The sequence below is a fragment of the Pseudomonas sp. ES1 genome (assembly GCF_050586605.1).
GTDB classification, from domain to species: domain Bacteria; phylum Pseudomonadota; class Gammaproteobacteria; order Pseudomonadales; family Pseudomonadaceae; genus Aquipseudomonas; species Aquipseudomonas sichuanensis.
Window position 1 is genome coordinate 1 of the sequence record NZ_JBOBDM010000095.1, and the last position, 14094, is coordinate 14094.

Below are 14094 nucleotides of genomic sequence, written 5' to 3' on the forward strand. Positions count from 1 at the left end.
AACATTCTTAAACAGTATTTTTAAGAATAACCCTGCCTCACTACTATGGCTCTCACGCCAGGCGCATATCCCCTTCAAACCTCTGCCCGGCACCCTTACTCCAAGGAGAACGAGCATGAGTGCATCACTGCGCAGCATCGACGGTCAGGACGAAGCCACCATCTTGCGTGAAATCCAGAGTGCCCTGCGCGACCTGCGCTTCGGCGCCGTGGAGATCACCGTGCACAACGCCCAGGTGGTGCAGATCGAACGCAAGGAGAAGTTCCGCCTGCAGCAGCCCGGCAACAAGGCCGGCTGATCACGCAACAACCCCTAATTAGAAAAAGTGCCAATCGGGAGCTTCACCATGTCCATCCGCCGTTATGCGCTTGCCGCCCTGGCCAGCGCCGTTTTTGCCGGTTCCGCGATCGCCAAGGACTTCGAACTGTTGAACGTGTCCTATGACCCGACCCGCGAGCTGTACCAGCAGTACAACGCCGAGTTCATCAAGCACTGGCAAGCCGCTCACCCGGGCGACAAGGTGAAGATCCAGCAATCCCACGGCGGTTCGGGCAAGCAGGCCCGCGCGGTGATCGATGGCCTGCGCGCCGACGTGGTCACCCTGGCCCTGGCCGGCGACATCGATGAAGTCGCCAAGCTCGGCAAGACCCTGCCGGAGGACTGGCAGAAGCGCCTGCCGGACGCCAGCACCCCGTACACTTCGACCATCGTGTTCCTGGTGCGCAAGGGCAACCCGAAAGGCATCAAGGACTGGGGCGACCTGATCAAGAAGGACGTCTCGGTGATCACCCCCAACCCGAAAACCTCCGGCGGCGCCCGCTGGAACTTCCTCGCCGCCTGGGCCTACGGCCTGAAATCCGGCGGCAGCGAAGACAAGGCCAAGGCCTACGTGCAGGAGCTGTTCAAGCACGTACCAGTGCTGGATACCGGCGCCCGTGGTTCGACCATCACCTTCGTCAACAACGGCCAGGGCGACGTGCTGCTGGCCTGGGAAAACGAGGCCTTCCTGGCGCTGAAGGAAGACGGTGGCGCCGACAAGTTCGAGATCGTCGTGCCGTCGCTGTCGATCCTCGCCGAGCCGCCGGTGGCCGTGGTCGACAAGAACGCCGAGAAGAAGGGCAACGAGCAGATCGCCGAGGAATACCTCAAGCACCTGTACAGCCCGGCTGGCCAGAAGATCGCCGCCGAGAACTTCTACCGCCCGCGTGATGCGAAAGTTGCCGCCGAGTTTGCCAAGCAGTTCCCGAAACTGGACCTGGTGACCATCGACAAGGACTTCGGTGGCTGGAAGACTGCGCAGCCGAAGTTCTTCAATGACGGCGGTGTGTTCGACCAGATTTATCAGGCACAGTGATCGGCAATGAAATGAATAGGAGCGGGGCCGCTTTGCGGCCCTTTCGCCGGCAAGCCGGCTCCCACAGGAAGCGGGTATGCACTGCAACTGTGGGAGCTGGCTTGCCAGCGAAAGGGTTGCGTAGCAGCCCCACAAAGAAAACCCTTCAGTAGCCTGCATGTGCCCGGGACCGACCCCGGGCTTCGTGCGTTCAACCAGGGACCTTTATGTCACGTCGTATATCCCCCGTCATACCCGGCTTCGGGCTGACGCTGGGCTACACCTTGGTGTACCTCAGCCTGATCGTGCTGATACCGCTGGCGGCCATGTTCATCCATGCCTCGCAGCTGACCTGGGAGCAGTTCTGGAACATCGTCAGTGCGCCGCGGGTCATCGCCGCGCTGAAGCTGAGTTTCGGCACCGCCCTGTTTGCCGCCATCATCAACGGCGTGATCGGCACCCTGCTGGCCTGGGTGCTGGTGCGCTACACCTTCCCCGGGCGCAAGATCATCGACGCGATGATCGACCTGCCGTTCGCCCTGCCCACGGCCGTGGCCGGTATCGCCTTGACCGCGCTGTACGCGCCGGCAGGCTGGGTCGGCCAGTTCGCCACCGACCTGGGCTTCAAGATCGCCTATACCCCATTGGGCATCACCCTGGCGCTGACCTTCGTCACCCTGCCGTTCGTGGTGCGCACGGTGCAGCCGGTGCTGGCCGACATCCCGCGTGAAGTGGAAGAGGCCGCCGCCTGCCTGGGCGCGAAACCCTTGCAGGTGTTCCGCCACATCCTGGCGCCGGCGCTGCTGCCGGCCTGGCTGACCGGCTTCGCCCTGGCCTTCGCCCGCGGCGTGGGCGAGTACGGTTCGGTGATCTTCATCGCCGGCAACATGCCGATGAAGACCGAGATCCTGCCGCTGCTGATCATGGTCAAGCTCGACCAGTACGACTACACCGGCGCCACCGCCATCGGCGTGCTGATGCTGGTGGTTTCCTTCATCCTGCTGCTGCTGATCAACTTGCTGCAGCGGCGCATCGAAACCCCTTGAAGGAGGCCCGCTAATGTCTTCATCGACCCTTGGCGCGAGCGCTGCCGCCAACGCCGCCCGGCGTGGCAGCGCCACTTCGCGCCGCGTGCTGATCACCCTGGCCTGGATCGTCTTCGCCCTGTTCCTGGCCTTGCCGCTGGTGATCGTGGTGTCCCAGGCGCTCAAGAACGGCTTCGGCACCTTCTTCGAGGCGATCTTCGAGGCCGATGCGCTGTCGGCGCTCAAGCTCACCCTGCTGGCGGTGGCCATCTCGGTGCCGCTGAACCTGCTGTTCGGGGTCAGTGCCGCCTGGTGCGTGAGCAAATACACCTTCCGTGGCAAGAGCCTGCTGGTGACCCTGATCGACCTGCCTTTCTCGGTGTCGCCGGTGATCGCCGGCCTGGTCTACGTGCTGATGTTCGGCGCCCAGGGCCTGTTCGGCCCGTGGCTGCAGGACCACGATATCCAGATCGTGTTCGCCCTGCCGGGCATTGTCCTGGCGACCATCTTCGTCACCGTGCCGTTCGTGGCCCGTGAACTGATCCCGCTGATGCAGGAGCAGGGCACCCAGGAAGAGGAGGCCGCGCGCCTGCTCGGCGCCAACGGCTGGCAGATGTTCTGGCACGTCACCTTGCCGAACATCAAATGGGGCCTGATCTACGGCGTGGTGCTGTGCACCGCGCGGGCGATGGGCGAGTTCGGCGCGGTGTCGGTGGTGTCCGGGCATATCCGTGGCGTCACCAACACCTTGCCGCTGCACGTGGAGATCCTCTACAACGAGTACAACCATGTCGCGGCCTTCAGCGTGGCCAGCCTGTTGCTGATCCTGGCGCTCTTCATCCTGCTGCTCAAGCAGTGGAGCGAGAACCGTATTAACCGCCTGCGCCACAGCGCCGCGGAGGAATGATTCATGTCGATCGAAGTTCGTAATGTCAGCAAGCGCTTCAACAGCTTCCAGGCCCTGAACGCCATCAACCTGGATATCCACAGCGGCGAGCTGGTGGCCCTGCTCGGCCCGTCCGGCTGCGGCAAGACCACCCTGCTGCGCATCATCGCCGGCCTGGAAACGCCGGACGACGGCAGCATCGTGTTCCACGGCGAGGATGTTTCGGGCCACGACGTGCGTGACCGTAACGTCGGCTTCGTGTTCCAGCACTACGCGCTGTTCCGCCACATGAGTGTGTTCGACAACGTCGCGTTTGGCCTGCGCATGAAACCCAAGGGCGAGCGCCCGAGCGAGAGCAAGATCGCCGAGAAGGTCCATGAGCTGCTGAACATGGTCCAGCTCGACTGGCTGTCCGACCGTTACCCCGAGCAGCTGTCCGGTGGCCAGCGCCAGCGTATCGCCCTGGCCCGCGCCCTGGCGGTGGAGCCTAAGGTGCTACTGCTCGACGAGCCGTTCGGCGCCCTCGATGCCAAGGTGCGCAAGGAGCTGCGCCGCTGGCTGGCGCGCCTGCACGAGGATATCAACCTGACCTCGGTGTTCGTCACCCACGACCAGGAAGAGGCCATGGAAGTAGCCGACCGCATCGTGGTGATGAACAAGGGCGTGATCGAGCAGATTGGCTCGCCGGGCGAGGTGTACGAGAAGCCGGCCAACGATTTCGTCTACCACTTCCTCGGCGATTCCAACCGCCTGGCGCTCAGCGAAGGGCACCATGTGCTGTTCCGCCCGCACGAAGTGTCGCTGTCGCGCCATGAAACCGAAGGCCACCATGCCGCCGAGGTGCGTGACATTCGCCCGCTGGGTGCGACCACCCGGGTGACCTTGAAGGTGGAAGGGCAGAGCGAGCTGATCGAGGCCGAGGTGGTCAAGGACCACGACAGCCTGACCGGGTTGGCGCGCGGGGAGACGCTATTCTTCCGGCCGAAGGTGTGGCAGAAGGTGGCCGATATCTGACTCACCTTTGCTGAATGAAGAACCCGGGCCTGGTCCCGGGTTTTTTATTGCCTGCACCATCGTATTCGCGGGTAAACCCGCTCCCACAAGGACCGGCGCCAAAGTCTGTGGGAGCGGGTTTACCCGCGAACGAGGGCGCAGCCCTCGCAGCGATTCGATGCATTTCACGAATATTTTCAATGCAGGCCAGGCATCGTTGACTTGGCGGCCTGCTACAAGCCACGAACGACGCGGCCTACAAACAGCACATCAAAATCAATATTCATAAAAGCTATAACGTTAACTTTAAACATTACTTTATGGCCTAAGTCTCCGCCGTCGATGATTCAGCCACACACCTGAATCGAGACCCCAGGAGTTTCAGCAATGGGTAATGTCCAGTCGGCCGTCAGGGCCTTTGAGCAGCCATGGCACCCGGCATCGGGCGACTTGGTCGAGCTCGGACGCACGCTGCGCCTGCCGCTTGGCCAGTTGCGCCTGCAGCGCACGCCGGTGAGCGGCCTCAAGCGCCGCGACAAGCTGGCGCTGGGCCTGCTGGTGCTGGCCCTGCATGGCGCCGCCGCCTACTGGATCAGCCAGGCGCCGACCCCGGCGCTGCCGGTCGTGCCGCCGCAGATTCCGCCCATGACCATCGAGTTCGCCGCACCCGCACCGCCAGTCGTCGAGCCGCCGCCACCTGCTCCGGCACCGCCTGTGGTGGAACCGCCACCGCCGGTGGTCGACGAGCTGGCCGCCAAGCCAAAGCCCAAGCCGAAACCCGTGCCCAAGCCGGTGGCCAAGCCGCAACCCAAGCCACAGCCGAAACCGGTCGAAGCACCGCCGCCAACGCCGGTGGCTGCCCCAGCACCGCCTGCGCCAGCCGCACCGCCCGCGCCGGCCCCGGTGACCCCGGCATCGGCCAATGCCGCGTACCTGAAGAACCCGGCCCCCGAGTACCCACAGATGGCCCTGCGCCGTGGCTGGGAAGGCACCGTACTGCTGCGCGTCGAGGTGCTGCCCAGCGGCAAGCCCGGCCAAATCCAGCTGCAGAAGAGCAGTGGCCGTGACGCCCTGGATGCTGCCGCGCTGGCCGCAGTCAAGCGCTGGAGCTTCGTCCCCGCCAAGCAGGGCGACGTGGCCCTGGCCGGCTGGGTCAGCGTACCCATCGATTTCAAGCTTCGTTAATTCGCCACCGCACAAAGGAAGGACATCACCATGAGCCTGTTGGCATCCCCCCTCGAATCCGTTGAAAGCGCCGTCATCTGGCTGTTGGTCGGTTTCTCCGTGGCCACTTGGGCGCTGGCCCTGGTCAAGGTCGTGCAGTTCGTGCGCCTCAAGCGCCAGGACAAGCGCTTCCACCAGCAGTTCTGGGCCGCATCCAGCCTCGATTCCGCCGCCGAAATCAGCCACCAGCAACCCGGCCCCGCCGCCCGTGTCGCCCAGGCCGGTTACGCCGCCATCGCCGTCGGTGAACCCGGCCAGGCTAATGACCTGAGCCAGGCCATCAACCATCAGGACCGCCTGGAGCGCGCCCTGCGCCAGCAGATCGTGCGCGAGCGCCGCTCGCTGGAAACCGGCCTGGCGGTGGTCGCCAGTATCGGCAGCACCTCGCCCTTCATCGGCCTGTTCGGCACCGTGTGGGGCATCATGGAAGCGCTCAAGGGCATCAGCGCGGCCGGTTCCGCCAGCCTGGAAACCGTGGCCGGCCCGATCGGCGCGGCGCTGGTCGCCACCGGCGTGGGTATCGCCGTCGCGGTGCCGGCAGTGCTGGTCTACAACTACTTCCTGCGCCGCCTCAAGCTGACCGCTGCCGACCTCGACGACTTCGCCCACGACTTCTACAGCCTGGCGCAGAAGAGTGCCTTCCGCGTGCTGCTGCACCCGGCGGTGCAGCGCCAGCAGGCCGGCTTCAACCAACCTGTGAAGGAGGCCTCCTGACATGGCCTTCTCGACCCAGGACAGCGATGAAGTATTGAGTGAAATCAACGTCACGCCACTGGTGGACGTCATGCTGGTGCTGCTGGTGGTGTTCATCGTCACCGCGCCGCTGCTGACCAACGCCATCCCCATCAACCTGCCCAAGACCGAGGCCGTGGCCCCGGTGGAGCAGAAGGACCCGCTGGTGGTGAGCATCGATGGCAGCGGCAAGCTGTTCATCAACAAGGACGAGATCCAGCCCGACCTGCTGGAAACCAACCTCAAGGCCGCCAAAGGCAAGGACGCCGAGCTGCGCGTGCAGCTGCAGGCCGACGATGGCGTGAACTACGGCGAAGTCGCCCGGGCCATGGCGGCCATCGAACGGGCCGGCATCACCAAGCTGGCGGTGATCACCGCGCGCTGACCGGCAATACCCTCTTCAGGCAAGTGCTTATGGGCCATTTTCCTTGGCAGGGGATGGCCCTTTTTTTATGGGGCCTTCACTGCACTGTGTTGCGTTGCTGGTGCTGGCCTCATCGCTGGCAAGCCAGCTCCCACAAGGTTCGCGCAGGGCTTGGGCTTATGCGATCGAGGTGGGAGCTGGCTTGCCAGCGATGGGGTCTGAGGGTTCGCATAGTCAAATAACGAATAAACAAATGAAAAAATATGATTTATGGATATATGTGACCAACTGTTAAGGTCACTTCCATCCAGCGGGGCCAACCCCTCGCGGCCCTGCAATCGAATCGAAGGAAGCGCTTTCAATGCTGGTTGTTTCTGTCGGTGGTAGTCCCAGTCTTCGTTCACGCTCCGGCGTGCTGCTAGAACGCACCCGCGACTGGCTGCAGGAGCGCGGTGTCGAAGTGGTGACCTTCCAGGTGCGTGAGTTCAACGCCGAAGACCTGCTGCATGCGCGCTTCGACAGCCCGCAGGTGCGCCACTTCATCGAACTGGTGGCCCAGGCCGACGGCCTGGTGGTGGCCACTCCGGTGTACAAAGCCTCATTTGCCGGCGCGCTGAAGACCCTGCTCGACCTGCTGCCCGAGCGTGCCCTGGAGCACAAGGTGGTATTGCCGGTGGCAACCGGCGGCAGCATCGCCCACATGCTTGCCGTGGACTACGCACTCAAGCCGGTGCTGTCTGCCTTGAAGGCGCAGGAGACCCTGCAAGGGATCTTCGCCGACGACAGCCAGATCGCCTACGGCGAAGGCAACCGCCCTGCGCAGCTGGCCCCGGCCCTGGAGCAGCGCCTGCAGGATTCGCTGGAAACCTTCCATGGCGCCCTGGCGCGGCGGCCTCGGCCGGTCGCACCGGGTGTGCTCAACGAACGCCTGCTCAGTGCCCGCTGGAGCATCTGAGCCACTGATACACCGCTTCACTGCTGTCCCACCTTACTCGCCCGTCAACGAGGCAAGCAGGTGCAACCCGAACCCAACTCGCACAGGAGAGCGCCATGCGCACAGTCTTCTTGCGTCGTGGTCTGGTCGCCCTGTTTGCGGCGGCTGTGTCCTTCGGCGCCATTACCCAAGCCCAGGCCGAGAGCCTACGTATCGGTTACCAGAAATACGGCACCCTGGTGCTGCTCAAGGCCAAGGGCTCGCTGGAGAAGCGCCTGAAGGAACAGGGCATCGACGTGCAATGGACCGAGTTCCCCGGCGGCCCGCAGCTGCTTGAAGGGCTCAACGTCGGCTCGATCGACTTCGGTGTCACCGGCGAAACCCCGCCGGTATTCGCCCAGGCCGCAGGCGCCGACCTGCTCTACGTCGCCTATGAACCGCCAGCCCCGCACAGCGAGGCGATCCTCGTGCCCAAGGGCTCGTCGATCCAGTCGGTGAAAGAGCTCAAGGGCAAGAAAGTCGCGCTGAACAAAGGCTCGAACGTTCATTACCTGCTGGTGCGTGCCCTCGAAGACGCCGGCCTCAAATACACCGACATCCAGCCGGTCTACCTGCCGCCGGCCGACGCCCGCGCCGCCTTCGAGCGTGGCAGCGTCGATGCCTGGGTGATCTGGGACCCGTACCAGGCCGCCGCCGAGCAACAGCTGCAGGCCCGTACCCTGCGTGACGGCAAGGGCCTGGTCGACAACCACCAGTTCTACCTGGCCACCCGCAGCTACGCCACCCAACACCCGGCGGTGATCAACACCCTGGTCGAGGAAGTGCGCACCGTGGGCCAGTGGTCCCAGGCCAACCCGCAGGAGGTGACCGACCAGGTCGCGCCGCTGCTCGGCCTGCCCGCCGACATCACCCTGACCTCGGTGAAGCGCCAGGGCTACGGTGCCGCGCCGCTGACCCCGGAAGTGATCGCCGCGCAGCAGAAGATCGCCGACACCTTCCAGGCCCTGAAGCTGATTCCCAAGCCCTTGAGCATCAAGGACGTGATCTGGACACCCCCCGCCAAGGTCGCCAGCGCGCCTTGATCGATTCGCCAGCGCCGGGGCCAGGCCCCGGCTCGAGCCACCCTTGAGGAGACAACTCCAATGAGCCTGAACATCTTCTGGTTCCTGCCCACCCACGGTGACGGCAAGTACCTGGGCACCAGCGAAGGCGCCCGCGCCGTCGACCATGGCTACCTGGCGCAGATCGCCCAGGCCGCTGACCGCCTCGGCTTCGGCGGCGTGCTGATCCCCACCGGGCGGTCCTGCGAGGACTCCTGGCTGGTCGCCGCGTCGCTGATCCCGGTGACCGAGCGCCTGAAGTTCCTGGTCGCGCTGCGCCCGGGGATCATTTCGCCGACCGTGGCCGCGCGCCAGGCCGCCACCCTCGATCGCCTGTCCAACGGCCGTGCGCTGTTCAACCTGGTGACCGGCGGCGACCCCGACGAACTGGCCGGTGACGGCCTGCACCTGAACCACCAGGAGCGCTACGAGGCCTCGGTGGAATTCACCCGTATCTGGCGCAAGGTGCTGGAAGGTGAAAACGTCGATTACGACGGTAAACACATCCAGGTAAAGGGCGCCAAGCTGCTCTACCCGCCGATTCAGCAACCACGTCCGCCGCTGTATTTCGGCGGTTCGTCCGAGGCCGCCCAGGACCTGGCTGCCGAACAGGTCGAGCTGTACCTGATCTGGGGCGAGCCACCGGCCGCCGTCGCCGAGAAGATCGCCCAGGTGCGCGAAAAAGCCGCCGCCCAGGGCCGTGAAGTGCGCTTCGGTATCCGCCTGCACGTGATCGTGCGGGAAACCAACGAAGAAGCCTGGGCTGCCGCCGACAAGCTGATCTCGCACCTGGACGACGACACCATTGCCCGCGCCCAGGCTTCGCTGGCGCGCTTCGATTCGGTCGGCCAGCAACGCATGGCTGCGCTGCACAACGGCAACCGCGACAACCTGGAGGTCAGCCCCAACCTGTGGGCCGGCGTCGGCCTGGTGCGTGGCGGTGCCGGCACCGCGCTGGTAGGCGATGGCCCAACCGTGGCGGCGCGGGTCAAGGAATACGCAGACCTGGGCATCGATACCTTCATCTTCTCGGGTTATCCACACCTGGAAGAGTCGTACCGCGTCGCTGAACTGCTGTTCCCGCACCTGGATGTGCAGCGCCCGGAGCAACCGAAAACCGGTGGTTACGTGAGCCCGTTCGGCGAAATGGTCGCCAACGACATCCTGCCCAAAGCCGTGTCGCAGAGCTGAGGGCCGGACCATGGGTGCTGATACCTCAACCTCCTGGGCCAAGCGCCTGGCGCCGTGGGCGCTGCCGGTGCTGCTGTTGGCAGTCTGGCAGCTGGCGGTCAGCGCTGGCTGGCTGTCGACGCGCATCCTCCCGGCACCCAGCGCAGTGGTCAGCGCCGGGGTCGAGCTGGTGCGCAGCGGCGAAATCTGGACGCACCTGGCCATCAGTGGCTGGCGTGCCGGGCTGGGCTTCGCCATCGGCGGCAGTCTCGGCCTGCTGCTGGGCTTCATCACCGGCCTGTCGAAGTGGGGCGAGCGCCTGCTCGACAGCTCGGTGCAGATGATCCGCAACGTGCCGCACCTGGCGCTGATCCCGCTGGTGATCCTGTGGTTCGGTATCGATGAGTCGGCAAAGATTTTCCTGGTGGCGCTGGGGACCTTGTTCCCGATCTACCTGAACACCTACCACGGCATCCGTAACGTCGACCCGGCGTTGGTGGAAATGGCGCGCAGTTACGGGCTGTCGGGCTTCGGCCTGTTCCGTCAGGTGATCCTGCCGGGGGCGCTGCCGTCGATCCTGGTCGGTGTGCGCTTTGCCCTTGGCTTCATGTGGCTGACCCTGATCGTCGCCGAGACCATTTCGGCCAACGCCGGCATCGGTTACCTGGCGATGAATGCCCGTGAGTTCCTGCAGACCGACGTGGTGGTGCTGGCGATCGTGCTGTACGCCGTGCTCGGCAAGCTCGCCGACCTGGCTGCCCGTGGCCTGGAGCGTGTGTGGTTGCGCTGGCACCCGGCCTATCAGGTCGCCAAGAAGGAGGGTGCGTGATGACCGTACTTAAAGAGCAGCCGCCACGCCTGCTGCGTGGCATCCCGCTGGCCGCCAACGGCCTGCGCAAGACCTTTGGCCAGCGCGAAGTGTTGAAGGGCATCGACCTGCACATTCCGGCCGGCCAGTTCGTCGCCATCGTTGGCCGCAGTGGCTGCGGCAAGAGCACCTTGCTGCGCCTGCTGGCCGGGCTCGACAACCCCAGCGCCGGCGAATTGCTGGCCGGTGCCGCGCCGCTGGCCGAGGCCCGGGAGGACACCCGGCTGATGTTCCAGGACGCTCGCCTGCTGCCGTGGAAGAAGGTGATCGACAACGTCAGCCTGGGCCTGTCCGGCGACTGGCGGCAACGGGCGTTGGATGCCCTGGGGGCGGTCGGCCTGGCTGACCGCGCCAATGAGTGGCCGGCGGCCTTGTCCGGCGGCCAGAAGCAACGGGTTGCCCTGGCCCGGGCGTTGATCCACCAGCCGCGCCTGCTGCTGCTGGACGAGCCGCTGGGCGCGCTGGACGCATTGACCCGTATCGAGATGCAGCAACTGATCGAACGCCTGTGGCGTCAGCACGGTTTCACCGTGCTGCTGGTCACCCACGACGTCAGCGAAGCCGTCGCCGTGGCTGACCGGGTGATCCTGATCGAGGACGGCGCCGTCGGCCTCGACCTGCTGGTCGACCTGCCGCGCCCTCGGGCGCGTGGTTCGCACCGCCTGGCAAGCCTGGAAAGTGAAGTGCTGGACCGTGTTCTGTCCGCCCCGGGCACCCCGCCCGAGCCGGAACCTGTAGCCCCTTTGCCCACGCAGCTGCGTTGGGCGCATTGAACCCCGAAGCCAATCAAAGGAAATCAGCCATGACCATCAAAGCCATCAACGTTCGCAACCAGTTCAAAGGCACCGTGAAGGAAATCCTCGAAGGCCCGGTACTGTCGGAAATCGACGTGCAGACCGCCTCTGGCGTGGTGACTTCGGTGATCACCACCCGTTCCGTGAAGGAGCTGGAGCTGCAGGTAGGCAGTGAAGTGATCGCGTTTGTGAAATCGACCGAGGTGTCCATCGCCAAGTTGTGATGCTGCTGCTCGATATCGGGGCTGCTTCGCAGCCCTTCGCGGGTAAACCCGCTCCCACATGTACTGCGCAGGCTCAAGAACTTGCGCGGACCCTGTGGGAGCGGGTTTACCCGCGAAGGGAGGCCCCGATGACTTCAGCTAGGGCGCTTGGCCAGAAACGGCGGCAGGTACAGCCCCAGATACGCCTCGAACACCCGCATCCCTTCTTCCGCCATGCGCGGGGTGATCTGCTCGTGCAGCTGCATTGAGCGGGCATACACCCGATCGCTCAGCTCCATCGCCAAGGCGAACACATGCACTTCCTGCGGCATCGCCGGCAACTGGAAATGCCGGTCGAACAGTTGGTGCATCAACTCGCCCAGTTCCAGGTCGTGCTGGCGGTCAGCCTGGACCACTTCGCTCAGGCCATGCTGGGCCAGGATCAGTTGCCGCGCTGCGGCGTCCTCGTTGTAGATGTCGAGCATGCGCTGCTCGATCAACCGTGACAGGCCATGCCAGGTGCTGAACGCCGCGCTGTCGATCGGTGCGCTCAAGGCTTCGCGAAAGGCCCGGTGCACATCGGCGGTCAGCGCTTCGAGCAGGGCCGGTACGCTGGCGAAGAAGTGGTACACCGACGACGGCGGGATCTGCGCCCGCTCGGCGACGTTGTAGATCGACAACCCCGCCACCCCTTGCCCGGCCAGCAGCTCGCGCGCAGCTGCCAGGATCGCTTCGATCCTGGCCTGGCTGCTGGCGCGCGGTTTGCGCGGGGTGGCGGTGCGGTTCATCAGTTGCTGATGGCCAGGATGCTGGCCTGGTAGGCGCCGACGAACAGGTCGAAGTCGCCGACTTCCTGCTGCTCCAGGCGCGATTGTTCGGCCAGGGAGTTGCGGGCGAGGGTTTCGAAGGCCTGTTGCTGTTCGCTGCCCAGTGGCTGCTCGCGGAAGGTCTCGGCGTGCACGCGGCTCTGGCGCAGGGAGAACTCGATGAAGCTTTCATCGTGTTCGGTCATGCGCGCCAGTACCTGGGCCGACGGGGTCAGTTCAGGGTCATCGACCTTGGCCTGCTGGGCTTGCAGGGCCTTGGCGTGCTCGTTGCCGCCTTGGGCACGGTCGAGCAGCTCGGCCATCTGGCCGATACGGCCGATGAGCTCGCTGGCCCAGTCCTTCAGCGCGATCGGCTGGCCGTTACGCTGCAGCGCAAGGCCCGGGCGACGGCCTTCCTTGACCACGGTCAGGAAGTTGCTGGTGCACTGGCCGCATTCGCCGTTGTCCAGCTGCGGGCTGTCGTCCAGCGCACAGAGCAGCAGGAAGGCGTCGAGGAAGCGCGCTTCGGTGAGGTCGATGCCCACCGGCAGGAACGGGTTGATGTCCAGGCAACGCACTTCGACGTACTGCACGCCACGGGAGATCAGGGCCTGGATCGGCCGCTCGCCGGTGTAGGTCACGCGCTTGGGGCGGATGTTCGAGTAGTACTCGTTCTCGATCTGCAGGATGTTGGTGTTGAGCTGCACCCACTCGCCATCCTTGTGCGTGCCGACCTCGACGTAGGGCGGGTAGGGCGTGCCCACCGCCTTGCGCAGGCTGTCGGTGTAGCTGGCGAGGTTGTTGTAGCAGGGCGTCAGGCCCGCCTGGGCGTTGCTCTGGTAACCCAGGTCGCTCATGCGCAGGCTGGTGGCGTAGGGCAGGTAGAGGGTGTTGGCGTCGAGCTCTTCGAGCTGGTGCGGGCGGCCGCGCAGGAAGCCTTTGTCCAGGGTCGGCGAGGCACCGAACAGGTACATCAGCAGCCAGCTGTAGCGGCGGAAATTGCGGATCAGCGCGATGTAGGCCGCGGACTGGTAGTCGCGGTCGTCCTCTGCGCTGCCTTCTTCGGCGCGCAGCAATGGCCACAGTGCTTCAGGCAGCGAGAAGTTGTAGTGGATGCCGGCGATGCACTGCATGGTGCGGCCGTAGCGCAGGGCCAGGCCCTTGCGGTACACGTGCTTGAGCTTGCCGATGTTCGAGGTGCCGTACTCGGCGATCGGGATGTCCTCCTCGGCCGGCAGCGCGCAGGGCATCGACGGGCTCCACAGCAACTCGTGGCCCAGCTTGCTGTAGACGAAGCGGTGGGTCTGTTCGAGGCTTTCGAGCACCTTGGCCGGGTCGGCCAGGGCTGGGGTGATGAACTCCAGCAGCGACTCGGAATAGTCGGTGGTGATCTGCTCGTTGGTCAGCGCCGAACCCAAGGCTTCGGGGTGCGGGGTCTGGGCCAGGCGACCGTCTTGGGTCACGCGCAGGCATTCGCGCTCAATGCCGTGCAGGCACTGCTTGAGCAGGTCGAGGTTGTCGCCGAGCAGGCTCAGGCGGCGGTTGAGGAGGTCGCTCAAGATGGATTCCTTCACGCGTCAGTCGCCCCAATATGGGGGTAGGTATGACGGTCTACAAGGGTAGTTGGGAAAGGAACTGGCGTTGTCGCCTGGTTGCGCGGTT

At 64.9% G+C, this 14094-nt stretch carries 16 protein-coding genes; 14 read left to right on the forward strand and 2 right to left on the reverse strand.

Features of this window, described 5'->3' with window-relative positions:
- Positions 1-115 precede the first annotated feature (115 nt).
- The 14 genes from oscA to ACQ4N9_RS25415 all read left to right on the forward strand — a co-directional run bounded on the left by oscA (position 116) and on the right by ACQ4N9_RS25415 (position 11647).
- Positions 116-298, forward strand: coding sequence for a sulfur starvation response protein OscA (oscA, locus tag ACQ4N9_RS25350; RefSeq protein WP_016712582.1), 183 nt, complete (start codon positions 116-118; stop codon positions 296-298).
- A gap of 48 nt (positions 299-346) precedes the next feature.
- The gene (locus ACQ4N9_RS25355; RefSeq protein WP_125462203.1) at positions 347-1354 is read left to right on the forward strand and encodes a sulfate ABC transporter substrate-binding protein; all 1008 of its coding nucleotides are present in this window, start codon (positions 347-349) and stop codon (positions 1352-1354) included.
- A gap of 206 nt (positions 1355-1560) precedes the next feature.
- Positions 1561-2379: a sulfate ABC transporter permease subunit CysT gene (gene cysT, locus ACQ4N9_RS25360; RefSeq protein ID WP_110992174.1), complete on the forward strand. Its 819-nt coding sequence runs from the start codon at positions 1561-1563 to the stop codon at positions 2377-2379.
- 13 nt (positions 2380-2392) lie between these two features.
- Positions 2393-3265 (forward strand): sulfate ABC transporter permease subunit CysW, encoded by an 873-nt coding sequence (gene cysW, locus ACQ4N9_RS25365; protein ID WP_110992175.1) that lies wholly within the window; start codon positions 2393-2395, stop codon positions 3263-3265.
- Between the two features lie 3 nt (positions 3266-3268).
- Positions 3269-4258 (forward strand): sulfate/molybdate ABC transporter ATP-binding protein, encoded by a 990-nt coding sequence (locus tag ACQ4N9_RS25370; RefSeq protein ID WP_110992176.1) that lies wholly within the window; start codon positions 3269-3271, stop codon positions 4256-4258.
- Positions 4259-4624: 366 nt separating this feature from the next.
- Positions 4625-5422 (forward strand): energy transducer TonB, encoded by a 798-nt coding sequence (locus tag ACQ4N9_RS25375; RefSeq protein WP_110992178.1) that lies wholly within the window; start codon positions 4625-4627, stop codon positions 5420-5422.
- A gap of 30 nt (positions 5423-5452) precedes the next feature.
- Positions 5453-6175, forward strand: a complete 723-nt coding sequence (locus ACQ4N9_RS25380; protein ID WP_110992179.1) for a MotA/TolQ/ExbB proton channel family protein — start codon at positions 5453-5455, stop codon at positions 6173-6175.
- Position 6176: 1 nt separating this feature from the next.
- Positions 6177-6578, forward strand: coding sequence for an ExbD/TolR family protein (locus ACQ4N9_RS25385; protein WP_110992180.1), 402 nt, complete (start codon positions 6177-6179; stop codon positions 6576-6578).
- Between the two features lie 340 nt (positions 6579-6918).
- The gene (ssuE, locus tag ACQ4N9_RS25390; RefSeq protein WP_125462205.1) at positions 6919-7512 is read left to right on the forward strand and encodes an NADPH-dependent FMN reductase; all 594 of its coding nucleotides are present in this window, start codon (positions 6919-6921) and stop codon (positions 7510-7512) included.
- 95 nt (positions 7513-7607) lie between these two features.
- Complete coding sequence (locus tag ACQ4N9_RS25395) at positions 7608-8573, forward strand: sulfonate ABC transporter substrate-binding protein (protein WP_110992182.1); 966 nt, start codon at positions 7608-7610, stop codon at positions 8571-8573.
- A 60-nt stretch (positions 8574-8633) separates the two neighbouring features.
- Positions 8634-9782, forward strand: a complete 1149-nt coding sequence (ssuD, locus tag ACQ4N9_RS25400) for an FMNH2-dependent alkanesulfonate monooxygenase (RefSeq protein ID WP_390966358.1) — start codon at positions 8634-8636, stop codon at positions 9780-9782.
- Positions 9783-9792: 10 nt separating this feature from the next.
- Positions 9793-10590: an aliphatic sulfonate ABC transporter permease SsuC gene (gene ssuC, locus ACQ4N9_RS25405; RefSeq protein WP_110992184.1), complete on the forward strand. Its 798-nt coding sequence runs from the start codon at positions 9793-9795 to the stop codon at positions 10588-10590.
- Positions 10590-11402, forward strand: a complete 813-nt coding sequence (gene ssuB, locus ACQ4N9_RS25410) for an aliphatic sulfonates ABC transporter ATP-binding protein (RefSeq protein ID WP_390966355.1) — start codon at positions 10590-10592, stop codon at positions 11400-11402. Before ssuC ends, ssuB begins: the two co-directional genes overlap by 1 nt.
- A 29-nt stretch (positions 11403-11431) precedes the next feature.
- Positions 11432-11647, forward strand: a complete 216-nt coding sequence (locus tag ACQ4N9_RS25415) for a TOBE domain-containing protein (RefSeq protein ID WP_101322556.1) — start codon at positions 11432-11434, stop codon at positions 11645-11647.
- 134 nt (positions 11648-11781) lie between these two features.
- Here ACQ4N9_RS25415 and ACQ4N9_RS25420 read toward each other — a convergent pair whose 3' ends face one another.
- Both ACQ4N9_RS25420 and gshA read right to left on the reverse strand, forming a co-directional pair.
- A complete protein-coding gene (locus tag ACQ4N9_RS25420) occupies positions 11782-12414 on the reverse strand; it encodes a TetR/AcrR family transcriptional regulator (RefSeq protein WP_390966353.1) in 633 nt (210 codons plus the stop codon).
- Positions 12414-13991 carry a glutamate--cysteine ligase gene (gene gshA, locus ACQ4N9_RS25425; RefSeq protein ID WP_390966351.1) on the reverse strand — a complete coding sequence of 526 codons (1578 nt, stop codon included), beginning with the start codon at positions 13989-13991 and terminating at the stop codon, positions 12414-12416. Before gshA ends, ACQ4N9_RS25420 begins: the two co-directional genes overlap by 1 nt.
- Between the last annotated feature and the right edge of the window lie 103 nt (positions 13992-14094).